The 24,415-nt window shown below is 61.8% G+C and carries 20 protein-coding genes; 10 read left to right on the top strand and 10 right to left on the bottom strand.

Annotated elements, in window-relative coordinates; translation table 11 throughout:
* Positions 1–105 precede the first annotated feature (105 nt).
* The 7 genes from DXT74_RS14640 to DXT74_RS14610 form a co-directional block, all read right to left on the bottom strand.
* Positions 106–1,743, bottom strand: coding sequence for a methyl-accepting chemotaxis protein (locus DXT74_RS14640; protein ID WP_194426316.1), 1,638 nt, complete (start codon positions 1,741–1,743; stop codon positions 106–108).
* A gap of 498 nt (positions 1,744–2,241) precedes the next feature.
* Positions 2,242–3,312: a chemotaxis response regulator protein-glutamate methylesterase gene (locus DXT74_RS14635; protein ID WP_043631787.1), complete on the bottom strand. Its 1,071-nt coding sequence runs from the start codon at positions 3,310–3,312 to the stop codon at positions 2,242–2,244.
* A complete protein-coding gene (locus DXT74_RS14630) occupies positions 3,287–4,168 on the bottom strand; it encodes a protein-glutamate O-methyltransferase CheR (protein ID WP_043631784.1) in 882 nt (293 codons plus the stop codon). Before DXT74_RS14630 ends, DXT74_RS14635 begins: the two co-directional genes overlap by 26 nt.
* Complete coding sequence (locus tag DXT74_RS14625) at positions 4,169–4,711, bottom strand: chemotaxis protein CheW (protein WP_043631780.1); 543 nt, start codon at positions 4,709–4,711, stop codon at positions 4,169–4,171.
* A 13-nt stretch (positions 4,712–4,724) separates the two neighbouring features.
* A complete protein-coding gene (locus DXT74_RS14620) occupies positions 4,725–6,386 on the bottom strand; it encodes a methyl-accepting chemotaxis protein (RefSeq protein WP_194426315.1) in 1,662 nt (553 codons plus the stop codon).
* Positions 6,387–6,414: 28 nt separating this feature from the next.
* Complete coding sequence (locus tag DXT74_RS14615; protein ID WP_194426314.1) at positions 6,415–8,514, bottom strand: chemotaxis protein CheA; 2,100 nt, start codon at positions 8,512–8,514, stop codon at positions 6,415–6,417.
* Complete coding sequence (locus DXT74_RS14610) at positions 8,501–8,806, bottom strand: lipid asymmetry maintenance protein MlaB (RefSeq protein WP_194426313.1); 306 nt, start codon at positions 8,804–8,806, stop codon at positions 8,501–8,503. The genes DXT74_RS14615 and DXT74_RS14610 overlap by 14 nt, the downstream gene beginning before the upstream one ends.
* 159 nt (positions 8,807–8,965) lie before the next feature.
* Here DXT74_RS14610 and DXT74_RS14605 point away from each other — a divergent pair, with 159 nt between their 5' ends.
* From DXT74_RS14605 to DXT74_RS14595, 3 genes are read left to right on the top strand one after another with little or no spacing between them, the layout of a single operon-like run.
* Positions 8,966–9,826 (top strand): hypothetical protein, encoded by an 861-nt coding sequence (locus DXT74_RS14605; protein WP_194426312.1) that lies wholly within the window; start codon positions 8,966–8,968, stop codon positions 9,824–9,826.
* Between the two features lie 44 nt (positions 9,827–9,870).
* A complete protein-coding gene (locus DXT74_RS14600; RefSeq protein WP_194426311.1) occupies positions 9,871–10,620 on the top strand; it encodes a methyl-accepting chemotaxis protein in 750 nt (249 codons plus the stop codon).
* Positions 10,621–10,667: 47 nt separating this feature from the next.
* A complete protein-coding gene (locus DXT74_RS14595) occupies positions 10,668–12,413 on the top strand; it encodes a methyl-accepting chemotaxis protein (protein ID WP_081555785.1) in 1,746 nt (581 codons plus the stop codon).
* 120 nt (positions 12,414–12,533) lie between these two features.
* Here the strand turns inward: DXT74_RS14595 and DXT74_RS14590 are convergent, their stop codons facing one another.
* Complete coding sequence (locus DXT74_RS14590; RefSeq protein WP_043631767.1) at positions 12,534–13,283, bottom strand: endonuclease/exonuclease/phosphatase family protein; 750 nt, start codon at positions 13,281–13,283, stop codon at positions 12,534–12,536.
* A gap of 322 nt (positions 13,284–13,605) precedes the next feature.
* Here DXT74_RS14590 and DXT74_RS14585 point away from each other — a divergent pair, with 322 nt between their 5' ends.
* The 3 genes from DXT74_RS14585 to DXT74_RS14575 all read left to right on the top strand — a co-directional run bounded on the left by DXT74_RS14585 (position 13,606) and on the right by DXT74_RS14575 (position 16,933).
* Positions 13,606–15,252: a methyl-accepting chemotaxis protein gene (locus tag DXT74_RS14585; protein ID WP_052370257.1), complete on the top strand. Its 1,647-nt coding sequence runs from the start codon at positions 13,606–13,608 to the stop codon at positions 15,250–15,252.
* A gap of 473 nt (positions 15,253–15,725) precedes the next feature.
* Positions 15,726–16,097 (top strand): hypothetical protein, encoded by a 372-nt coding sequence (locus DXT74_RS14580; protein ID WP_194426310.1) that lies wholly within the window; start codon positions 15,726–15,728, stop codon positions 16,095–16,097.
* A gap of 641 nt (positions 16,098–16,738) precedes the next feature.
* Complete coding sequence (locus DXT74_RS14575) at positions 16,739–16,933, top strand: hypothetical protein (RefSeq protein ID WP_043631761.1); 195 nt, start codon at positions 16,739–16,741, stop codon at positions 16,931–16,933.
* Positions 16,934–17,044: 111 nt separating this feature from the next.
* Here the strand turns inward: DXT74_RS14575 and DXT74_RS14570 are convergent, their stop codons facing one another.
* Positions 17,045–18,664 carry a methyl-accepting chemotaxis protein gene (locus DXT74_RS14570; RefSeq protein ID WP_194426309.1) on the bottom strand — a complete coding sequence of 540 codons (1,620 nt, stop codon included), beginning with the start codon at positions 18,662–18,664 and terminating at the stop codon, positions 17,045–17,047.
* A 121-nt stretch (positions 18,665–18,785) separates the two neighbouring features.
* Complete coding sequence (locus DXT74_RS14565) at positions 18,786–20,405, bottom strand: methyl-accepting chemotaxis protein (protein ID WP_043590660.1); 1,620 nt, start codon at positions 20,403–20,405, stop codon at positions 18,786–18,788.
* A gap of 172 nt (positions 20,406–20,577) precedes the next feature.
* Here DXT74_RS14565 and ggt point away from each other — a divergent pair, with 172 nt between their 5' ends.
* The 4 genes from ggt to DXT74_RS14545 all read left to right on the top strand — a co-directional run bounded on the left by ggt (position 20,578) and on the right by DXT74_RS14545 (position 24,362).
* Positions 20,578–22,335, top strand: a complete 1,758-nt coding sequence (ggt, locus tag DXT74_RS14560; protein ID WP_114152938.1) for a gamma-glutamyltransferase — start codon at positions 20,578–20,580, stop codon at positions 22,333–22,335.
* Positions 22,336–22,636: 301 nt separating this feature from the next.
* Positions 22,637–23,398, top strand: a complete 762-nt coding sequence (locus DXT74_RS14555; RefSeq protein WP_107731838.1) for an ABC transporter substrate-binding protein — start codon at positions 22,637–22,639, stop codon at positions 23,396–23,398.
* Between the two features lie 272 nt (positions 23,399–23,670).
* A complete protein-coding gene (locus DXT74_RS14550) occupies positions 23,671–24,045 on the top strand; it encodes a multidrug efflux SMR transporter (RefSeq protein ID WP_043631729.1) in 375 nt (124 codons plus the stop codon).
* Entirely contained in the window at positions 24,042–24,362 is a 321-nt protein-coding gene (locus tag DXT74_RS14545) for an SMR family transporter (RefSeq protein ID WP_043631726.1), read from the top strand. Before DXT74_RS14550 ends, DXT74_RS14545 begins: the two co-directional genes overlap by 4 nt.
* The last annotated feature ends 53 nt before the right edge of the window (positions 24,363–24,415 follow it).

Raw genomic sequence — 24,415 nt, 5'->3', positions numbered from 1 at the left:
TTCGAGAACAAAAAGAAAACCGCCCCGGAGGGCGGCTGGCTTGCCGGCGGCGACCTGAAACCGTTTTCATCAGTTCGCCGACGCGCGGTAGATCGTAAACAGGTTCTAGAGAGTGAACTGCTGCACCACCCCGCGCAGCGACACCCCGCGCTCCAACAGATTGACCACGCCTTGCTGCGCTTCTTCCGCCGCAAGCCGGTTTTCCTCGGCCGAGCTGCTGACCGACTCCACACTGCCGGCCAAGTGCTGGGAGGCGTTGGCCTGCTCGCGCACCGCCGCGGAGATATCGCCCATGCCGCGCGACACGCCTTGAATCTGCACCGAGAAGCCCTGCAAGGTGTCCTGGGCCTCGCCGGCGTGATTGACGCTGGCGTCCACGCGGTTCACCGCCGCGCGCATGCCGGAGATGGCGGAAGCGGAATCCTGCTGCACGGAATCAATCATCGAACCTATCTCCACCGTCGCATTGGCCGTGCGCTCGGACAGCTTGCGCACCTCATCGGCCACCACCGCGAAACCGCGTCCCTGTTCGCCGGCCCGCGCCGCCTCGATCGCCGCGTTCAGAGCCAAGAGATTGGTTTGATCGGCGATATCCTTGATCACCGCCACAATCATATTGATCTCATTGGTGCGCGAATCCAGCTGATCCAGTTTGCCCGCCAGCTGGGTCACTTCCTGCTGCACCGTCCGCATGCCCTCCACCGCGTTCTGAATGTATTGCACCGTGGTCTGGGTCTGTCCTTCGAACGAAGACATCAGCTTGGCCGCGTCCTCGGCGATTTCCGAGACATGGGCGATGCTCACCGCCAGCTCTTCCACCGCCGCCGCGCTGCCGCGCACGTCTTCCGCCTGCTGACCGGAACGCGCGGCCACGCCGCCCACCAGTTGATCTATATGCTGGGACTCGCTCTGCACCGCGTCGGATTCGCCGCGGATCTCCAGCAGGCGCTGACGCAGCGCCTCCATGAAGGTGTTGAACGAAGACGCGATTCGGCCCACTTCGTCTCGGCTGCGCACCGGCATGCTGCGCGCCAGGTTCCAGTCGCCGCCGGCCAGCTGTTGCAAGGCCACGTTCAACTCATTCACCGGCTGCACCATGCGATTGGCCAACAGCAAGGCCACCAGCTGGGACATCAGCAACAGGCCCAGGCCCACCGCCCCGCTTTGCCACAACACCTGAGTGCGCAAGGCCTCCACTTTTTGCAAGGAGGTGTCCACTCCCACCACGTAGCGCATGCCGCTGGCCGAGGTGAACGGCACGAACACCGAACGGAACAGGCCGAACTCGCCCTGGTACTCCTCGTACTGGACGCTGCCGCTATTGAAGGCCGCGGCCAGGCCGGTCGGCACATCCTTGTATTCCGCCAGGAACCACTGCTGGTACTGACCGGACTTCACCTCGTTCGGGCTGGCGGAAGAACTGGTGTACAGCACGCGGCCGCCGCGCTGAATGGTGGAATACGCGTAAGCCAAGCCGCTGTCCCTCGCAAAATCGGTCAGTTGCTTGGTGGTGACCTGACTATTGGGATTGCTGTCCGGCAATTGATCGTGGAAATTCTCGCCCACCATCTGGCGCGCCGCGTAGGCGGCGGTCAGCAAGGTCTGATCCACGCCTTTCATTTCGGAGTCCACGGTGCTGCGATAGGCGTAGATCGAATAAACCGCCACAATCAGCAAGCTCACCAAAGTAAAAGCGGCGGATAGTTTGGCCCGCAAGCCCCAGTCCTTGTTCAAGACACTCATACGGATGCATTCCCTCGACATTCATTCCAAAAACAACTCCCCGCCGGCGGTGTATCCGGGACGCGCCGGACCGGCGCCGCAAGTCCAGGCAGTGGATCATTCAGTAATCGACAAGAGGCGATGACGACGCCGCAAAGTGGTGCGGAGCGAGCGGGGAAAGATAGACAGGCGGCGGCGCGCGGGGACATGCGGCCCGTTGCGGCGGCGAGCGCTGAATATGGAAAGTGATGATAACGCCAATTAAACGCGAATCAATGCGAGGGGCTTTGGTAGTTTGCACATAGCAAGTGCATAATCGCTTTTTCTCCAGATAAAGCGACTCGTCCCCGCTTTGTTTTTAAAGGATATTTTATAAATAAGCGTCGGCAAACCATGGTGTTTACGTAAAAACACCTATCGCCGCTGTATCTATCTTCAGGCCCTGCGTATCCCCGACGCCCGGCGGGTGGCAAGCAGCTTCACGGGTCTCAGAACGTGTTTACGATCGTCAACAGGCTCTCAGGCGCGCAAACCCTGCAACAACCTCGCCAAGCGCTCCAAAGACATCACCTCGTCCACCCCGCCGCGAGCAATGGCCGCCTGCGGCATGCCAAACACCACGCAGGAGGCCTCGTCCTGGGCCAGCGTGCGCGCGCCGGCGTCGTGCATCTCGCGCATGCCGCGCGCGCCGTCGTCCCCCATGCCGGTAAGAATCACCCCCACCGCATTCGCCCCGGCGCTCACGGCCACCGAACGAAACAGCACGTCCACCGATGGCCGGTGCCGCGACACCGGCGGCCCGCCCTTGACCTCGGCCACAAACTGTTTCTGCCGGCGGTGCAGCAACAAATGCTGGCCCCCCGGCGCAATCAACACCTTGCCGGCGCTGACCACGTCGCCGTTTCTCGCCTCCCTCACCTCCACCTGGGCCAGTTCATTGAGGCGGCTGGCGAAGATAGACGTAAACCCCTCAGGCATGTGCTGCACCACCGCCATGCCCGGGCAGTGCGGCGGCAAGCGTTGCAGCAGGAACTCCAGCGCCTGGGTGCCGCCGGTGGACGCGCCCAGCGCGATAACGCGCTCCGTGCCCTGCGCCGGCCGGCGGCGCTCCGGCGGCGCGTCCAGGATGGCGTCGGCGGTCAGCTTGGGCGCCGGATAGCCGGACGGCGCCGCTTGCTTCAGCGCTTCCACCCTCACCCCCGCCGCCGCGTACACCTCGTCCACCAGCCGTTTGGCGTTCTCGGCGAAATTCGTCTTCGCGTTGACCAGCGGCTTGAGCAACACGGACACCGCGCCGGCGCTCATCGCCTCCAGCGACACCCGCGCGCCCTCGGTGGTCAAGGCCGAGCAAACAACCACCGGCGTGGGCCGCTCCGCCATCACCTGACGCAAAAAGGTCAGCCCGTCCATTCGCGGCATCGCCAGATCCAGAATGATCACGTCCGGCCAGCGGATTTTCATCCGATTCATCGCGTAAATGGGGTCCGGCGACGCGCCCAGCAGCTTGATGTCCGGCGCGGTGGCCAGCATTTGGCTCAGCATCTCGCGCGCCACCGCGGAGTCGTCAACTATCAGAACATTGATGCTCATCGATTCTTCCGCTCGCAAGGTGAGAATCCAGCCGGTAACGCGACGGCGCCTCTTGCGCCAGAGGCAGCGTCAGGTGCCGGATGGATTCCGAATGTCCGATGATCAAATGCCCGCCCTGCCGCAGTTTGTCGCACAGCGACAGCAGCACTCTCAGCTTGGTGGCCTCGTCGAAGTAAATCAGCACATTGCGCAGGAAAATCACATCGAAATGGCTATGGGCGAAGTGAGAAGCGTGCAGCAGGTTCAAATTGGAGAAGCTCACCTTCTTCGCCAGCGCCGGCGCCACTCTCACCATGCCGGCGTATTCGTCGCGGCCGCGCAGAAAATAACGCCGCCACAGTTCCGGCGGAGTCTTGCGCGCGCGCTCCACCGAGTAGACCGCGCGCCGGGCCAGGAGGGTAACCCGGGTGTTGATGTCGGAGGCGTACACCCGCCAGTTGCCCTGCAAGCCCAGCGCCTCCGCCAAAACCATCGCCACCGTGTACGGTTCCTCGCCAGTGGAACAGGCCGCGGACCACACCCGGAACTCGCCGTTGCCCTGCAGGCGCGTCGCTTTTTGCCGCAGCCAGAAAAAATGCTCAGGTTCCCGGAAAAAATAGGTTTCGTTGGTGGACAGCAGATTGATCGCATATTGCCGTTCCGCCTCGTTGGCCGGGTCCGAAATCAAGCGCCAGTAAGCCGCGTAGCTGTTCAGGCGCAAATGGCGGATGCGCTTGGCCAGCCGGGACTGAATCAGCGAACGCTTGCTCACCGGCATGGAGATGCCGGCGGTCTGGTAGATGAAGCGGCGCAGCTGGAAAAACTCCCCATCCGTCAGCAAGGGCGTGGCAAGCAGCGACTCCTCCAGGGCAAGCATCTATAGCGCCTCGATGTCGTCGCTCAGAAACTGTTGAGTCACCGCCTCCGCCATCTCGCTGAGCTCGGACACCGACAGCGCCTGGCGCACATTCAGCAAAATGGCGAAGCGCTGATTGATGGTGGCGATGCCCTGTATGAAGTCGCTGCGGATATTGGAGCCGAAGCTGGGCGAGGGGTCGATCTCGCTTTGCGGGATCTCCAGCACCTCGCACACCGAATCCAGCAGGATGCCGATGTCCGCGTAACCGCCCTCCAGTCCCGGCAGCGACAAAATGGCCACGCAGGTGGACGCCTTCAGGGCGGTTTGGCCGCGGCCGAAGCGCACCGACAAATCGATCACCGGCACCACCGCGCCGCGCAGATTGATGATGCCGCGCACGAAATTGGGCATCATCGGCACCTCGGTGATGCCGTCGAACTCGATGATTTCCCGGATGAAGTTGATCTGGATGCCAAACAAATCCTCGCCCAGGATGAAAGTGACGCAATGGAATTTCTGGCCCCCGCTGTCCTGGCCGGCCGGCTGCTCGCTGTTTCTCATCGCCGCGCTCCTCTCAATACTTGGAGAACTTATCCTCGTCCACGCTCAGGTCCAGATCGTCATCGTCGTCCATCGGCGGGGGCGGCGCGGCCTTGCCGGCGTGCAAGTGGCCAATGTGCACCATGCGGGACTTGCGCCCTCGGGTATTGCGCAGCTTGAATTGCTGCATCAGCTCCTGCAACTGCATCGCCGCGGAGCTCAATTCCTCGGAGGTGGAGCTTAACTCCTCGGCGGAAGTGGCCGAGGACTGCATGCCGCTGCTGATCTGCGTCACCGCGCTGTTGATCTGATCGATGCCGGAGCGCTGCTCGCGCGAGGCGGCGGAAATCTCCTGCACCAGGCTGGCGGTCTGGTCTATGCCGGGCAGCATCTCTTGCAATAGCGTGCCGGCCTTTTCCGCCACGCTCACGGAACGGCTGGCCAGATCGCCTATCTCCCTGGCCGCCACCTGGCTGCGCTCCGCCAGCTTTCTCACCTCCACCGCCACCGTGGCGAAACCCTTGCCGTGCTCGCCGGCGCGCGCCGCCTCGATCGCCGCGTTGATGGCCAACAAATCCGTTTTGTTGGCGATATCGTTGATCACCGTGATCCGCGACGCGATCTCCTTCATCGCGTGCACCATATCGCTAACCGCGCTACCGCCCTGAGTCGCGCTGGACGCGGACTTGGACGCAATGCCCTCGGTTACGCGCGCATTGTCAGCGTTCTGCGTCACCGTGGCCGCCATCTCCTCCACCGAGGCGCTGGTCTGCTCAATGCTGGACGACAGCTCGGACGAGGTTTGCGCCAGGGAATTGGCGGTGGACGACACCTCTTCGGACGCCGAGCCTATCGCCTCCGACATCGCGCTGACCTCGGACAGCGTCTCGGACAATCGGTGCGCCATGGACTTGATCGAATACAACAGGCTGGAGGTGTCGTCCGGATGCAGCTTCACCGGCACGGACAAATCCCCTGCCGCCACCCGGCTCACCACCTGCACCGTATAGGAGGGGTCCCCGCCCAGTTGCTTGAGCAGGCTGCGCGTCACCATCACCCCCAGCGCAATGCTCAACAATACCGCCGCCACCGCGATGCCCACCAACATCCGCAAGGCGTCCGTGCTGATGACCTTGGTTTCCACCAATGAGTTGTCGGCCAGCTTGGCGTTCAGGTTCACCAGTTCGGTCAGCACCGCGTCTACGGCCTGAAAGGCTGGCCAGCCCTTCTCCGCCATCAGCTTCAGCGCCAGCTTGTTGTTCTCGCCGTCGCCGCGGTCGGTGTAAGACAACCGTTTCACCTCGGTGGCGTAGGGCTGGTAAATGGCCCAGGCGGCGTCAAAGCGACGCAGCGCGTCCACCTCCGGCGGCGTCAAATCCGTCTTGCGGTAAGTGTCCAGGCTGGCGTTCATGCTTTTGTCAAAGCCCGCCATTTCCAGCTCCACCGCGTCCATCATCTTGGTATCCGTTTCGGCGATATAGCGGTACAAGGAGCGGTTGCTCGCCATGGCGTAGCGCGCCGCGTTGCCGATATCTTTTATCGGCGTCAGCTGATTATCGAACAGATTCACCATCACCATGGTGATGCGCTCGGTGGCGGTGTAGCTGACAAAGCCCAGCGCCAGCAAAAAGCACAGCACCACGCCAAACGAAAGACCCAGCTTGGTCTTGACCTGCGCATTGTGAAACCACTGCATGGCCTACCTCCCGGCGCGCGCAAGCGCGCTAAATAACGTCGCTCGCCTGCGCCTCGCTGGACTGGCGAATCCGCCTGCGCTCGCGGCGGCAGGCGTGATGAATCAACTGCGGAATATCCAGCACCAGCGCCGGCTTGCCGTTGCCCAGGATAGTGGAGCCGCTGATGCCGCGCAGCGATCGGAAAATCTCGCCCAAGGGTTTGATCACCGCCTGTACTTCTCCCATCAAACGGTCCACCACCACGCCGGCGCGGTTTTCCCCGTAGTGCACAATCACCACGTACTCCGGCTGCGCGGCCGGCGGCAGATTGAACAGCTCGCGCAAGGACACGAACGGCAGCCAATCGCCGCGCACATTGATCTGACGCGCGTTCTGCCGCATGGCCTCCTCCGGCATGTCCACGCACTCGATCATCATGTCCAGCGGCATCACCAGCGACGAATCGTTCACCTCCACCCGGAAGCCGTCGATGATGGCCAGCGTCAGAGGCAGCCGCAGCCGGAACGTCGTACCTTGGCCCGGCAGGGAAAAGATTTCGATCTCGCCGCGCAAGAGCTCGATATTGCGCTTCACCACGTCCAGACCCATGCCGCGGCCGGACAGATCGCTCAAAGCGTGTGCGGTGGAAAAGCCGGGCAGGAAAATCAGCTGCAGGGTTTCCTGCTCGCTCAACTGGCGGCCCTCGCTCAGCAAACCGCGCTCCAGCGCCTTGGCCAGTACCTTGTCGCGGTCTATGCCGCGGCCGTCGTCCCGGATCTCCACCACCACCGATCCGGCGTCGTGAAAGGCGTTCAACGTCACCTTGCCCGTTTCCGGCTTGCCGGCCTCCCGCCGCTCCGCCGCCGTCTCCAGCCCGTGATCCACCGCGTTGCGCACCAAGTGCATCAGCGGATCAGTCAAGCGCTCCACCATGGATTTGTCGATCTCGGTGTCCGCGCCTTGAATCGTCAGCTGTATGGATTTGCCCAATTGCCGCGACACCTCACGCACCATGCGCGGGAAACGGCAGAACACCTCATCCACCGGCACCATGCGCAAGGTCAGCGCGTCGTCGCGTATGCTTTCCACCAGCGTGTTGATGATGGCCACCGACTCCAACAGCTCGGCGTCGCAACGGTTCTGCGCAATCAGCTTGGTGCCTGCGGACGCAATCACCAGCTCGCCCACCCGGTTGATCAGCCGGTCCAGCTTGCCGGCCTCCACCCGGATATAGTGACTGTCGCCGCGGGCAGCCCTGCCCGTCGCCGCACCCGGCTCGCCGCGCGCCTCGCTCTCCGCCCTCGCCCGCCAGGGCGCCTCGCGCACCCGCTCCGCCTCCGCCGCCGTCAAGGCCCCGCGTGCCACCCAGCGCGACAGCTGCGGCTCTATCGACTCGCCCAGGCGCTCCGCCAGCGAGCGGAACGCCGCCAGCGGCGCGTGAGGCGGCAGAATGCCCAGCAAGCTGCCCTCGGCCACAAACTCGAAAGCATCGCGAACCTGCTCAAGGCCGGCCTTGGACTCCAGGCTCAACTCCAGGCCGATGAAACAATCCGTCGGCTCCAACTCCGCGAAGGCCGGCAGCGGGGGCCAGACCAACTCCACCTCTCGCAGCACGCCCAACTGGCTAAGAAAGCGCAAGCAGGACAACGGATCAAAGCCGTCTCGGAACAAATCGGGATAAAAACGCAGCGACAATTGCCATAGCGGCGTGGCGGCGGCGTCCAGCGCGTCTTCGCCTGCCACCGCGCAGGCCGCCCCGTCCAGCAGGAACAGCTGCAAACGCTGCAACAGCGGGGCCCCATCCGGCCAAACCGGCTCCGCATCCAGCGCGGATGCCTCCACCGCCTCCAGCATTCGTCGTAAATGATCGTTGCAGCTCAATAACAGGCTGACCAGGTCTTCGCCCAACGCAAGCTTGCCGCGGCGCAGCCATTCCAGCACGCTCTCCATCGCATGGGCGAAAGCCACCAGCGCGTCGAAACCGAAAGTACCTGCGGAGCCCTTGATGGTGTGCGCGGTGCGCAGCAACAGGTTGAAGGTTTCGGCGTCGGAGGGAAACACCGCGGGGTCCAGCAGCGCGCCTTCCAGCGCGTCGCACAGCTCGCGGGATTCCTCCAGGAAAATCGCCCTGGCCTTACTCCAGTCCATCCTCGCCTCCCGCCGGCGGCGCGGCCAAGGCCACGCCCAGCAACTGAAACGCCTCGCTGACCAAGGGGTTGTCCGCCAGCAGTTCCAGCTGCCGCAACTCCCGCCCAAACGCCAGCAGCAATTGCACCGCGCAGCCGTCCACCTCCGTCACCCCGGCAAAACTCAGCGACACCGCCTCGTGCGCCAGCAGCGGCAGCAAGTCGCTTTTCAGTTGCTCCGCCGTGTAAATGCTCAATTCGCCGCTCAGGCTGGCCTTGGCCCAACCCTCGCCGGTTTCGACATGCAAGGTCATTCCGCCCCCAGACCAAACGCCAAGCGGGTGTTCACTCAATGTTTTTACTTAAGTGTCCACACTAAAAGTAGTCAAGAAACAGATTGTTTTATACAAAACAGTAACCAGTCCTGGCGCGCGGCGGCGCGGACAGGGCAAATGCAGCATGGCGGGAGGCCTATGAAACTGAGCATCAAATCCCTGCTGACGGCCAGCGCCGGCGTCTTCGCCGTGCTCTTGCTGCTGCTCCTGCTCTGCACCCTGCGCCTGCGGCATGAGTTGGGCCTGCAAGCCCAGGTGGAATCGCAACGCAATCAAAGCTACCTCTTGGCCAACGAGCTGCGACAAAGCTCGGACGACCTCACCCGCCTGGTTCGCACCTACGCGGAAACAGGGGACCCTCGCTATGAACGGCAATACTGGGCCGTGCTGGCCATCCGCAACGGCCAGCTGCCGCGCCCTGAGCACTACAATCGCATCTATTGGGACTTCATGGCCGCTAACGACAGCAAGCCGCAGCCGGACGGCCCGGCCGTCCCCCTGCAACAGCTGATGCGGCAGGCCGGTTTCACTCAGCAGGAATTCGACAAGCTCGGGCTGGCCCAGGCCAATTCGGATCGTCTGGTCAAAACCGAAACCGTGGCGATGAACGCGATGAAGGGGCGCTTCGCCGACGGCCAGGGCGGCTTCACCCGGCAAGGGCCGCCCGACCCCGAGCTGGCCAGACGCATCCTGCATGACCGTCAATATCATCTGGACAAAGCCGCCATCATGCAGCCGGTTGACGCGTTCTACCAGTTGATGGAACAGCGCACCAACCAAGCCGTCGCCCAGGCTCAAACCCAGGCTGGCTTATGGCTGGCCATCGTCATCGGGCTGATGCTGGCCTGCTGCGCGCTGGGTCTGCTGATGTTCTGGAGCATTTACCGCCGCCTGTTCGCCATGCTGGGAGACGAGCCGCTGCGCGTCACCCAACTGATGCGGGCGGTTACCCGGCGGACAGCCTGGCGGAGGCCATACTCCAGACCGTCACCACGCTGAGCCGCGCGATAGCGGACTCCCAGCGCGGCGCCGGCCATCTGTCGATGATGTCGGCCCAGATCAGCCACAGCTCCCAGCAACTCTCCCTCAATACCAGCGGACAGGCGGCCGGCCTGGCCGAGGCCGCTTGCTCGCTGGAACAGATCTCCTCCGCCATCAACCAAAGCAGCCACAACGCCACGCTCACCGAAACCATGGCGGCCCAGGCCGCGGACGACGCGCGCCAGGGCGGCGAAATCGTCGAACGCACCGTGCGCAGCATGGAGCGCATCGCCGAACACATCTCGGTAATCGACGACATCGCCTACCAAACCAACCTGCTGGCGCTCAACGCCGCCATCGAGGCCGCCCGCGCCGGCGCGCAAGGCAACGGCTTCACCGTCGTGGCCCAGGAAGTGCGCAAGCTGGCGGAACGCAGCCAGGTAGCCGCCAGGGAAATCAGCGGCATGACCACAAGCGGCGTTCAGCTTGCCGGGCAAGCCGGCGCGCAACTCGCCGCCATCGTTGCTTCCAGCGGAAAAACCGCCAGCCTGATCCGGGAAATCGCCATCGCCGCCAATGAGCAAGCGCAAGGCGTCGGCCAAATCAACGCCACCATCCAGCAACTGAGCGCCGCCACCCAACAAAACGCCAGCCTGGTGGAAGAGCTCGCCGCCATCTCGGCGGACAGCCGCGGCCATGCGGACCAAGTACACGCCCAGATCCAGCGCTTCCATGCCGCCCCCGCTCCCCCTGCAAGAGGAGAAACCAGCGCCGCCGGCCGCGTCCCCGCGGGCCATGCGCCCCGTCATTGACCGGCCATCAACACATCGTTCAGCCGCACTGAGAGGACATCTCCAACATGAAAAACCTACGCGCAAATCAGGCCATCACCGGCCTGCTGCTGCTCATCGCGCTCACCTTTATCGGCGTGATCTACACCTTTGTTTCCATGCGCCAGGCGGTGGACGTGATGAGCGCCGCCAGCGAAAGCCGCTACCACTCCTACCTGCTGGCTTCCGAGCTGCGACAAAGCTCGGACGACCTGACCCGGCTGGGCCGCACCTATGTCGTCACCGGCGACCCCGGCTATGAGCAGCAATACAACCGCGTGCTGGACATCCGCAACGGCAAGGCGCCGCGCCCGCAGGAATACAACCGCATCTACTGGGACTTTGTCGCCGCCGGCCAGGAAAAACCCAGGCCGGACAGCGAAACCGTGCCCTTGCAAACCCTGATGCAACAAGCCGGTTTCACCGACGCCGAGTTCGCCAAGCTCAAAGAGGCTCAAGCTAATTCCGACGGTCTGGTCAAGCTGGAAGTGCGGGCGATGAACGCGGTCAAAGGCAAGTTCGCCGACGCCCAGGGCCAGTACACCGTCAGCGGACAGCCGGACATGGAACTGGCGCGCAAACTGGTGCACAGCAAGGAATACCACCAATTCAAAGCCCAGATCATGAAGCCCATCGACGACTTCTTCGTGTTGCTGGACCAGCGCACCAACGCCGCTCTGGCGCAGGCCAAGGACAGGCTGTCCAATGCCCAGTTGCAGTTCCTTACCGCCATCGTGCTGCTGGTGGGCGAAATCCTGCTGCTGATCCTGCTGGGTCGCCGCCAGATCCATACCCAGCTGGGCGGCTCCGTCACTGAAATTGAAGGCGTGCTGCAGGAAATCGCTTCCGGCAACCTAGCGGTGGAGGTGCCCAAAGCGCCGGAAGCCAGCGCGCTGGGGCAAATCGGCGTGATGAACCAGCGGCTGCGCCGGCTGATAGGCGAAGTCAACAACAACGCCGGAGAACTGGTCAGCGCCGTCGGCTCTCTGCACCAGACCACCAGCCGGATCAGCGAAGACGCGGACCAGGTCAACCAAGCCATCAGCTCCAGCGCCGCCACCATTGAGCAAATCACCGTCAGCGTCACCCATGTGGCCGACACCACCGCCGACGCCAACGCCATCATCTCCCAGGCCAATAACAGCGCCGAACGCGGCCGCCAGGCCATGCACCAAGTGTCCGCCGAAGTGGGCAAACTTTCCCAGGCCATGTCCACCCTCAGCGACACCTTGCATTCCCTGGGCACCCGTTCCGAGGAGATCAGCTCCATCGTCAACGTGATCAAAGACATCGCCGATCAAACCAACCTGCTGGCGCTCAACGCCGCCATCGAAGCGGCCCGCGCCGGGGAAATGGGCCGCGGCTTCGCCGTGGTGGCCGACGAAGTGCGCAAGCTGGCCGAGCGCACCGCCCAGGCCACCACCGAAATCACCAATATGACCGAAGGCATGCGCCAGCAAACCGCCGGCACCGTCGCCAGCATGCAGCAAGCCCGCTCCACCGTGGACCAGAGCGTGGACCTGGCCCAGGGCGCGGCCAGCGAGATCGAAAACATCGGCGGCCTGATGCGGCAAGTGGTGGACACCTTTACCCAGATCACCCACGCCACCCGCGAGCAATCCACCGCCGTGGGCAATATTGCCCACACCACCGAGCACATCAACGGCATGACCCGCAGCACCTCGGAAGTGGCGCAAGACGCCAGCGCCACCCTCAGCGAACTGAACGGCCACGCCAGCAAGCTCAAAAACGTGGTGGAACGCTTCCATCTCTGAACCCGGCTCCACGCAAACCAACAGGGCTCCGCATTGCGGAGCCCTGTTGGTTTTGACGTTCAGAAAATAGCGCCGGCCCTCAGAACCCGTTCAAAGCCTGCCGCGCTTCGTGAACAGGTTTTAAGCCGGCACCAGGCTGGCGGACAGCGGCAGATGATCGGACAAACGGGACCACGGCGCGCCCTTCAGCACCTCCGCCTCCAGGGGCTTCAACCCGCGCACGTAGATCCGGTCCAAGGGCAGCATCGGCATCCGCGCCGGAAAGCTGCGCGCATGGCGGCCAAACAACTGATCGAACACCTCCACCAAGCCCAAGCTGTCCATCAGATGGTCGGTGGCTTCCTCCCGCCAATCGTTGAAATCGCCGGCCAAAATCAGCGGCGCATCCTCCGGCACGTTCTCGCGCACATAACGCGCCAGGTCCAGGAACTGCTTGCGCCGGTCCCGCGCCAGCAAATTGAAATGGCCGCACAGCGTCACCACCGGCCGCTTCCAGCCCGCCGGCGTCAGTTGGCAATGTAGCAGGCCGCGGCTTTCGAAGCGGTTGACCGAAATATCGCGGTTGCACCAGGTATTGATGGGGAAACGCGTCAGCAAGGCATTGCCGTGATGGCCGTGCTCATACGCCGCGTTCAGGCCGTAAGCCGCCTTGTGATCCAGCCGGCGCGCCAGGAAATGATGCTGCGGCAGCTTGGGCCAGCTTGCATGCTGCAAGGCGCGCTCGATGTTCTTGCCTTGCACCTCCTGCAAGAACAGCACATCGGCGTCGATGGACTCCAGCGCGGAAGCCATATCGCCCAGCCGCACATGGCGGTTCAGCGGCGACATGCCCTTGTGGATGTTGTAAGTGGCTACGGTAATGGCTTTCATAGGATATGCTTCTTTATCGGGCGGGCGCTCGGCCCGCCGCTTTTAACTGCCCCGTGAACAAGCTAACTCAGACCACCGGCCGCAAGCCCCGTTCCCCACGCCCATTGTCCGCGCCTCAGTTTCAAAGATAAGCGCTGACGGCGTAATTTCAATCTTCGCGCCCACTCATGCTGGTCACTCAAAACAATTATTTTAATAAGTATTGAGCTACTGAAAAATATCCAACATCAAGCATTGCAAGATGCATACAGCTGCACTACACACTTATAACAGTAGCTAGAAAACAATGTGTGGTCATCGGCGGAAGTTTAGGGAGCGAGTGATGGGAAACTTTCTTGCGCAGTTCAGCATCAAGGTCAAGATATTTGGGCTGATCGTGCTTGGCGTGCTGGCCAGCGTGATTATTGGTGGAGTGGGCGTCAGAAGCACGTCGGATATGAACGACCTCACCATTGATATGCACGACAATTTATTGATGTCCGTCTACTGGGTGGCGGTGGCCAACCAATACGCCATCTATGTCAGCCGCTCCGACTATCGCTTCATTTCCGAACCCGACAAAAAGCGCAAGGACGAAGGCTCGGCCAACCGCAGCAAGTACGTAGCGGAAATGAACCGGCTGATGGACCTCTATCGCAAAACCGTACTCACCCCGCCGGAAGTGGACGCGCTTAAGCGCTTTGACGCCGCCTGGCCGGCCATGGAGGAAGCCTGTAAAAAAGCGCGCGACCTCAGTTACGCCGATACCGGCGACGGCGTCAGCAACAAAAAGGCGCTGGAAGTGATGCGTACCGAATGCCGGCCCAAATTCCAGATCGCCGACGACATCATGAGCCAGATCGTCGACATCAACGTCAAGTCGGCTGACCAGGCTTTGAAAGACGCCGCGGCCAAATATGAACGCGCGCGCAACGTGGTCATCGGCGTGCTGGTAGCCGCCATCATCGTGCTGCTGGCCTTGGGCGTGATGATTCAAAACGGCATCGTCGGCAGCCTGAAAAAAGGCATGGCGGCACTGTTCCAGCTGGGCAGCGGCGACCTGACCGGCGAGATCGAAGTACAGGGCAAGGACGAAGTGGCCCAGATGATGCAATCGCTGTCCGACACCCAGAAAAAACTACGCGTTACCGTGGGCGACATCATCAATTCCGCTTCCAGCGTGGCCGCCACCGCCGAGCAACTGGCCGCCTCCACCGAACAAGTCAGCGCCAGCATCGGCCAGCAGGTCAACGCCACCTCCAGCGCCGCCGCGTCAATCGAAGAGCTGACCGTCAGCATCGACCAATGCTCCAATAACGCCTCGCTGGCGGACTCCCAGGCCAGCGAAGCCGGCAGCCAGGCCAAGATAGGCAATAAGGAAGTGCAGGACTCCACCCAACAGGTGCGCAAGGTCAACGACAGCGTGGCCGCTTCCGCCAACAACCTGGAATCCTTGTCCGAGCAGGCGCAGATGATCAGCAGCATCGCCACCGTCATCAAGGAAGTGGCGGACCAGACCAATCTCTTGGCGCTCAACGCCGCCATTGAGGCCGCGCGGGCCGGCGAACAGGGCCGAGGCTTCGCCGTGGTGGCGGACGAAGTGCGCAAGCTGGCGGAACGCACCACCGGCTCCGCCACCGAAATCACTCAGATGATTGCCAAGATCCAGGCCGGGGCCAAGGAGGCGGTGGACAGCATGCGCAACAGCCGCCACATCGTCAGCCAGGTCGTGGAGTCCTCGGAACATGTGTCCACCACCATTAGCTCGGTGGAACAAAGCGCGGAAGGCGTGGTAGGCGCCATCAGCGACATCGCCATGGCAATGCAGGAGCAGCGCCAGGCCAGCACCGATCTGGCCGGCCGCGTGGAGGCCATCGCCCAAATGTCCAAGGAAAACGGCATAGCGGTAGATGTATTCTCTCAAGCCACCCGCGAGCTGGCGGTGGTAGCGGAGCGGCTACAGCAGACCACCCTCGCCTTCAAACTTTAAGAACCGGCTTACCATCCGCTGCGCGTCGGCGGAAAACAGGTTCTACAATCAAGCGGCTTCATCCCCCGCCCCGCCGGCCTGGTCCGCGGGGCGGTTTTTTCATCCTTGCCGTCCCTGCATTGACAGCACGCGCCCGCCTCGCCAACAATAGCCCCGCGCCGCTGCAACTGCGGCGCTCGGGCTTGGACTCCCGATACACGATACCCCGGCAGACTGCGGCCTCACCGCGCTCTGTCTCGCTACTGCTTTGCCTATTCGGGCGGGCCATGGCGAGGGCACCCCATGGGTGCGCCGGTTTCGGGGTATCGTCCGGTAGTCCAACCTTGTCATGCGCCCGCCTAGCCGCGCCCCGCGGCCAGGCCGGCATCCGCTTGAGGAGGTAGCAATGTCGACATCCATTAGGCGCGTATCCCGCTCCGTTTCCCGGTTTTCCCCCGCATCGGCGCTTGCCTGTTTCAACCAGGAGGCCCGCCATGAGTAAATCCAAAGAAGAACTGCGCGCCTTCTACCGCTTGCTGGAGGCCCGCGAAGCCAAACTGCCCTTTGTAGGCTCCTCGCCGGACCGCAGCCATCCGCATTACTGGCGCGTACCTCGGTGCCGGGACTTTTCGGAGGCCTACGCGCTGGGCGAACGCTACGGCAGTGCGCTGGTTGATCTGTTCCGCCAATACCCGGACCACGCCGGCCACGGCCTGCTCTCTCGCATCGCCCATGATATGAACTTGTTCGATTTCAGCCCGCAACGCGGCGCCTGGGCAGGTTTCTTCGATCAACTGGAAGTGCTGATCGCCGTCGGCACCCATGTGCACGAAAGCGACGCGGAGGCGCAAGCCCAACGCCCCTAAGCACGTGATTACGATCTCGCGCGCAAAGGCGAAAACGGCTGAGAAAGCGGAATGGTCGAGTGGTGCATGAGCATTTCGAAGACGGTTTCAACGCCCTTGTCTAAACCATCCGGCCGATGCGCGGCAGGCTTTGAACAAGCTCTTAGCGCCCGGATCATCCTTGTCCGGGCCACTCCTCGACGCCACAATAGGGAATGTGACGATAGCTGGCGTGGGCAATCTATGGTAAAAAGCCTGAAATCCTTGTCTGTGCAACGCTGGCAAGGCGGCTGCGCGAGTCACCTGTTTGATCCATTCACCCTCCCTCTTGGTGCCGGATAAAAACCACAGGCGGGTGACTCGCCCAGCCGAAATGCTTGTCATTTTCACCTCCCCCCTGGTTTCCGCGCCCCTAAAAACGTGTTTACGATCACGCGAGACAAGGCGAAAACAGCTGAGAAAGCGGAATGCACGCGTGATACATGAGCATTTTGAAGACGCGCTCACCGTAAACGCTTCACGACGCGCGGCAGATCGTAATCAGGTTCTAACTGCATTCGCGTTCATCTCCCCGCTGTCAACGATCTGAAAGGCCCGGTGTTTATTCCCCCCCACGCAGTACCATGGGGGTTCGATTCATCAATCCGTAAAGGAGAGTCTGAATGGCCAAGATCAAACGCGCCGCAAAAAAACTGGCGGCGTTGGCGGACAAGGTACGCGGACAGAAGAAGGCCACTAAATCGGCTAGAAAGCTGGCCGCCAAGGTGCTGAAGCATCCGATGACCGACAAGCCGACCAAGAAGAAGGAACAAAAACGCGCCAAGCGGGACAAGGCCGAAAAGCAGCAAGCTGAATAAGCCTGACGCGCAACTCCGCCAAGGCCTTGAATAGGCCTGCGGCTTCGTCCAAGGGCGGCGCCGGCGTTTCCGCCGCGCCGCCCTTGGAACGTGTTGACGGGCGGGCCGCCCTTACACCTGATAAGCCGACACCGTCTGCAAAATCACCCGCGCTTGCTGGCTCAACTGCCCAGCGGCGTCCGCAGAGCCGCTGGACGCCGAAGAGTTTTCCTCCGCCATCTGGGCAATCTGCTCCACGCGCTGAGCAATGGTGTTGCTGGCCACGCTCTGTTCCGCAATGCTGTTGGAAATATCGCGCACCAGTTCCATCGCCTTGCCGCTGCTGTTCCGTATCTGGTCTATGGCGTCGTTGGCGGCGCGGGCGTTGTCGGTTTCCTGGTGCACTTGTTCCACCACTTTTTCCATGCTCTGCACCGCTTCCATCGTGCTGCCCTGCATCTTGTTGATGATGGCGGCGATTTCGGTGGTGGAACTGGCGGTGCGTTCCGCCAGCTTGCGCACTTCGTCCGCCACCACGGCGAAGCCGCGTCCCATCTCGCCGGCGCGCGCCGCTTCGATTGCCGCGTTCAGAGCCAGCAGATTGGTTTGATCCGCGATGTCCTTGATCACACCCATCACCGAGGCGATAGTGGCGCTGTCTTCTTTCAATTGTCCAATGCGCTGCGCGGCGTCGGTGATCGCGCCGGCCACCTCGGTGATGCCGCGCACGGTGGCGGAGATCACTTGGCCGCCTTCGGTCGCCATCTCGCCGGCCTGTTGCGACTGACCCCGCGCCTCCTGCGCACTGGAGGCGACATGATTAATGCTCACCGTCATCTGCTCCACCGCCGCCGCCATCGCCGCGGCGGATTCGCTTTGCATTTCCGAACTGCGGGCAATCTCATGGGTGTTGTTGGCCAGGCCGGACATCGCGCCGTCAATGGCGCCGATGCTATCGCGGATGTCACGGAAGCTGCGTTGCAGATTCTCCAGCAATTGGTTGAAGGCGGATGCGGTTTCCCCCACCTCGTCCATGCGCCCCACCGGCGCCCGCAAGGTGAAGTCTTTTTGCTGGTTCACATTGAACATGGTGGAGCGAATCTGATGCAGGCTCAGACGGATATGGCTGAACAACAGCCAGCCCAGGCCGCCGCTCAGTAATAAACAAGCCGCGATCACCGCCACGGAGCTGCCGAAGGCCATGCTGTAAGCGGCGGCATTGTCTTTTGAAAGGCTGTCGGCCAATGCGTAGTTGAAGTCGATATGGTCGTTGAGGTCCTTGGCCAGCGCCTTGGCGGAGTCCGGAACCGGCCCTGCCACCAACATCGCTTGCGCCTCCGCGCCCGGATGCTCGCGCGAAGCTTTCAAAAAGCTCTCCCGGTTATTACGGTAGGTTTGCAGATCCGCCCGGTCCTGCTGCAACAGCTTGCGGTCCGCGTCATTGGACAGCAGGTCTTTTTCATAAACGGCCAACACCTGATCCAGCGCTTTATCGCTTTCGGCGATCTGCGCCTCGGCCTCCGCCTTGCGTTTGGCGTCGACGGCGATGCCGTGGCGATACGCGGCGACGCGTATCTTGGTTAAGGCCTGCAAGCCCTGATCCAGCGCTTGTATGCTGGGGAACGTGTTGTTTTTCAAATAGTTGAAACGTTCATTGGCGCTGTGCAATTGCCACAGGCCGTAACTGCCGACGCCGATCAAGGCCAGCATGGCCACCATCAAGGTCAGCATAAGCCGCTGTGAGATATTCATCCTTATTCTCCGTTTCTTCACCCGATGCCGCATGTAGCTTTGTTATAGGCATAGCGAGAAAACAGAATAAAGTACTAAATAAGAATATCCACTTAACATACAAATCAGCGGCGGCGCGGCTTTACACTTGATATTGGGTCACGGTGTCCAGGATGTTTTTGGCCTGCTGTTGCAATTGCTCCGCCGCGTCCGCCGAGGCGCTGGAGGCGGACGCGTTCTCTTCCGCCATCTGCGCGATCTGCTCCACCTTCTGAGCAATGGTATTGCTGGCGCTGCTTTGCTCGTTGATGCTGCCGGAAATGTCCTTGACCAGCTCCATCGCCTGGCCGCTGCTGTCCTGAATCTTTTCAATCACATTGCTGGCTTCGCGGGCGTTGTCGGTTTCCTGATGCACTTGTTCCACCACTTTTTCCATGCTTTGCACCGCTTCCAACGTGCTGCTTTGCATCTTGTTGATGATGGTGGCGATTTCCGTGGTGGAGCTGGCGGTGCGTTCGGCCAGTTTGCGGACTTCGTCCGCCACCACCGCGAAGCCTCGGCCGGTTTCACCGGCGCGCGCCGCCTCGATCGCCGCGTTCAGGGCCAAGAGGTTGGTCTGATCGGCAATGTCCTTGATTACTCCCATGACCGAGGCGATGGTGGCGCTATCCTCCTTCAATTGCCCAATGCGATGCGAGGCGTCGCTGATCGCGCCCGCCACCTCGGAAATGCCGAGCACGGTGGCGGAAATCACCTGCCCGCCCTCGTTGGCCATGCTGCCCGCCTGCTGCGCCTGGGTGCGCGCCTCCACCGCGTTGCTGGCCACATGGTTGATGCTCACCGTCATCTGTTCCACCGCCGCCGCCATGGCTCCGGCGGATTCGCTCTGCACCTCCGAGCTGCGCGCAATCTGATTGGTGTTGGCCGCCAGGCCGGAGGTGGCTTTGTCTATCTCGGAAATGTTGTCGCGTATGCCCCGGAAGCTGTGTTGCAGGTCTTCCAGCAAGCGGTTGAACGCCGCGGCGGTGCGGCCAATCTCATCCTTGCGCAAGACTTGGGCGCGTAGACGGAAGTCCTTGCTGGCGCTGACCTGATCCAGGGTTTCGCCTATCTGGTTGAGGCTGCTGCGGATGCTGCGGAACAAGGCGATGCCCAGCGCGCCGCTGAGGATCAAGGCGGCCACGATGGCCACCAGCGAGGAGACGAAGGCCTGCTCGTAGGCCACGGCGTTGTCCGCGGACAGCTGCTTGGCTAGCTTGTAGTTGTAGTCGATGTGGTCCTTGATGTCCTTGACCACGGCCTTGGCCACGGGCAGCAGTGGCCCGTTCACCAGCTCCTTGCGGGTGATTTCCGGCGGCTGCTCGCGCGAAATCTTGAACACGCTGTCGCGCTGCTGGCGGTAGACCCGTATGTCCGCGCGGTCCTTTTCTATCAGCCGCCGGTCTTCGTCGTCGGACACCAGTTCTTTCTGATAACGATCCAACGCCGTGTCCATCTGCTTGTCCAGCTCGGCGATGCTGGCTTCGATGTCCGCCTTGACCTTGGCGTCTTCGCTGATGCCGTGGCGATAGGTCAGCACCCGCATATCGGTTTGCGCTTGCAGGGCCTGATCCAAAGTTTGGATGCTGGGAAAGGAATTGATCTGCAGATAATCGAAGCGTTCGTTGGCGCGATGCAGTTGGAGCAGCCCGAAGCCGCCGACAACGAACAAGCCGAGCAAGGCAACCGCCAAGGTCAGCAGCAAGCGCTGGGATATGCTCATGGTAACCCCCTAGATTCATCACTTATGAAGCTCGATTCTTTATAGGCTTGCTTCCTTGGAGTTTTCAAATCATTTGGCATGGAAAATCAGGCTTTTGCGACTTGCGCCGGCACCGTAGAATGTTCTCGCAATCACAACATTCATAAAACACAAACAACAAAGGAGAACTATCATGACGCCATTCCGTCCCCGCCCAAGACTGCTGCTGAGCGCCCTGGCCCTAAGCTTGAGCCTGGGCTTCAACGCCCCCGCCCTGGCGCTGAGCCCGCCGGCGGCGCCGCAAGTCAAATACGATTACGACTACGATGTTTTCCACCCGGTCTACGCTCGCAACGGCATGGTGGCCACCGAGCAAGGCCTGGCCACCCAAGTGGGCTTGGACATCCTGCGCCAGGGCGGCAACGCGGTAGACGCCGCGGTGGCCGTGGGCTTTGCGCTGGCGGTGACGCTGCCCAACGCCGGCAACCTGGGCGGCGGCGGCTTTATGGTTTTGCACGACGCCAAGAGCGGCCGCAACATTGCGCTGGATTTCCGCGAGATCGCGCCGGCCAAGGCCAGCCGCGACATGTATCTGGATGCTCAGGGCAAGGTGGTTGACGGCCGGTCGCTGTACACCCACCTGGCGGTGGGCGTGCCCGGCACGGTGGCCGGGCTGGCTCACGCCCAGCAACGCTGGGGCAGCCTGCCGCTGGCCAAGGTGATTGCTCCGGCGGTGAAGTTGGCAGAGCAAGGCTTCGCGGTGTCGCAGACGCTGGCGGAAATGCTGGAAGTGGAAAAAGACAATCTGGGCCGATGGGACAGCAGCCGTGCGGTGTTTTTCCGCGACGGCCGCCCGCTGCGCGCAGGCGAAAAGCTGGTGCAACGCGATTTGGGACAATCTCTGCGCCTGATCGCGAAACAAGGGCCAAAAGCCTTTTATCAGGGCAGCATCGCCGACAAGATCGTGGCGGAAATGGCGCGCCACGGCGGCCTGATCAACAAGGCTGACCTCGCTGGCTACAAGGTGGAAGAGCGCGCGCCGGTCAGCGGCAGCTACCGCGGCTACCAAGTGGTGTCCATGCCGCCCCCCAGCTCCGGCGGCATCCACATCGTCCAGATCCTGAATTTGCTGGAACGCTATCCGCTGGCCGATTACGGCCCCAACAGCGCGCAAACCATCCACTATCTGGCCGAGGCGATGAAGCTGGCCTACGCCGACCGCTCCGAATACCTGGGCGACCCGGCTTTCGTCAAAGTGCCGCAGGCCGGACTGACTTCCAAGCGCTACGCCGACCAATTGGCAACAACGATAGACCCGGTCAAGGCCAGGCCCGCCGCCGAGATCAAGCCCGGCAAGCCGCAGCCCTATGAAAGCGACCAGACCACCCACTACTCCATTGTGGACAAGCAAGGCAACGCGGTGGCGGTGACTTACACGCTGAACCTGAACTTCGGCAGCGGCATCATTGCCGGCGGCACCGGCATTTTGCTCAATAACGAGATGGACGACTTTTCCGTCAAGCCGGGCGTGCCCAACGCCTTTGGCCTGATCGGCGGCGACGCCAACGCAGTGGCGGCCGGCAAACGGCCCTTGTCGTCGATGTCCCCAACGCTGGTGCTGAAAAACGGCAAACCCTGGCTGGTGACCGGCAGCCCTGGCGGCGCTCGCATCATCACAACCACTTTGCAAACCATCGTCAACGCCATCGATTTCGGCATGAATCCGGCCGAAGCCGCCTCCACGCCGCGAGTTCACCACCAGTGGCTGCCGGATGAGCTGAGAGTGGAAAAAGGCCTGAGTCCGGACACGCTGCGGCTGTTGCGCGAGCAAGGTTACAAGATCTCGCTCAAGCCCAGCATGGGCCGGACCCAAACCATACAACTGCGCGACGGCGGCTTGTACGGTTACTCCGACCCGCGGAACCCGGACGGCGCCACGATGGGCTATTAAGAAACTGTTCACGGTCCGCTGTGCTTCGTGAGACGCGACACGGTGATTACGGCTTCGAAATGCTCATGTACCGCGTGTACACTCCGCTTTCTCTGCCGTTTTCGCCTTGTCTCGCTCTTGCTTGCAAGATCGTGAACGCGTTTCAAGTCGCGCCGGCCAGGCGGCTCCCCGCTCTCCGCATCAAGAAAGCGCCTGGCTGGCCGATAAAGCGTTAAACCGGCATGGAAACTCAACCATAATGTAACAAGGCATCCGAACCTGGCCGCCGGTCCAGCGCCGTTCATTGGGGAGAAGCCCGCACATGCTGAAATTGCTGAGCAGCGCCGCGCTGGCCTTGTCTCTGCCGCTCCATGTCGACGCGGCCACCCTGCACTTCGTCACCCAGGATTTCCCGCCTTTCATAGAAGTGACCGACAAACCCCTGCCGCAGGGCCTGATGGTGGACACGCTGGTGGCGGTATGCCAGCGGCTGAACTGGAGTTGCGAAGTTCAGGCCATGGTGTGGCGCCGCGCCTTGTTGCTGGCAGAGGAAGGCAAGGTGGACGGCATCTTTCCAGTCCAGGACACGCCGGAGCGCAGGATATCGCTGGCCTTGAGCGCGCCGGTGTACAACAGCAGCTACGGCCTGTTCGCCACCGCCAGCTCCACCTTCCGCTACCAGCAAGCGCAGGATCTGCAAAACCACCGCATTGCGGTATACGGCCCATCGGTGACGCAGAACGCCTTGGACAAGCTGATTGCCGGCCTGCCCAATATGAACATTTCCGTGGAAAACAACCAGGAAACAGTGTTAAAGAAATTGGCCGCCATGCGTTACGGCTCGGACGCGGTGGCTTTTGCCAATGAAGACGTTACTCGCTATATCATCCGCCGCGAAGCGCTGAGCGGCCTCCGCCCGCTGGCCACCATCCAACCGCTGACCTACCTCTACGGTTTCCCGTTAAAGTCAGTCAAACCGGGCATGGTGGCGGACTTCAACCAAGCCTTGAACGCGCTGTGCCACGACGGCACGTTGCCTCGTCTGGCGCGCCGCTACAACGTCCGGCTGGCTGCTTGCAAATAGCATTTGAAAGTTTTTGCTATCAATTAAATTGAACATCCATTAGCGATGTGTTATATTTGTTCAAAATTTCAAACAGCCACCATAAGCGCCACGCCATTTTGGCGCTTATCTTGCGCTTCAATGCGATAAACAACCCTTCTGCCCCAAACGGTTTTACGGGGCGGTCTAAGCGACCGACTGTCTTTGCTGACGGCGTCATCCGCGCTTTTCGCGGAGCGTTGTTGCGCCTCTAGCGCATGTGGCTTCCGGATTTCCAATCACAGGAGCGTAGCATGCAAACTCAATCTTCTCCCCACCCCTGGCTGGGCTGGGCTTTTCTGTTGGTGGCCATCGGCACGGAGATCTTGGGCACATCCTTCATGGCTTACGCCGCCCGCACCGAAAGCTACTGGGGCTATGGCGTAATGGCGGCGGCATTGGCGCTGTCCTATTACTTCCTGTCTCTCGCCATCCGCACCATCTCCGTGGGCGTGGCTTACGCCGCCTGGGAAGCCCTGGGCCTGGCCGGCCTGGCCTTGATCGGGGTCTATCTGTTTGGCGAAACCTTGCTGACTCAGGAAATCATCGGACTGGGTCTGTCCGTGGCGGGCATTGCCTGCGTGGTGTCCGGCGAAGCCGATGAACAAGCCCAGGAGCAAAGCGCATGAAAACCGTATTCTATTTATTCGTGGTGTCCTCGGCCCTGATCGAAGTGGCCGCCAACCTGATGCTGGAAAAGTCCAACGGCTTCCGCAACAAGGCCTGGGGCTTCGGCGCCATCGCCATGGTTTGGGTGGCATTCGCCCTTCTGGGCCAGGCGGTGCGGGGCATCGACCTTGCCGTGGCTTACGCGCTGTGGGGCGCGCTGGGCATCATCGGCACCGCCATCGGCGCGCGCATCTTTTTTGGCCAGCGGCTCAAGCCGCTGGGCTGGGTGGGCATGGCGGTCGTGATTTCCTCGGTGGTGGTGCTGACCACCGCCTGATAAACCGCGGCGGCGTTCAGTGACGCTTTTATGACACGCCGCCGCCTGCAACC

Source organism: Chromobacterium sp. Rain0013, from assembly GCF_015291765.1.
GTDB lineage: Bacteria > Pseudomonadota > Gammaproteobacteria > Burkholderiales > Chromobacteriaceae > Chromobacterium > Chromobacterium haemolyticum.
The sequence above is the reverse complement of the archived record's forward strand: the minus strand, read 5'-3'. Positions and strand labels throughout refer to the sequence as shown.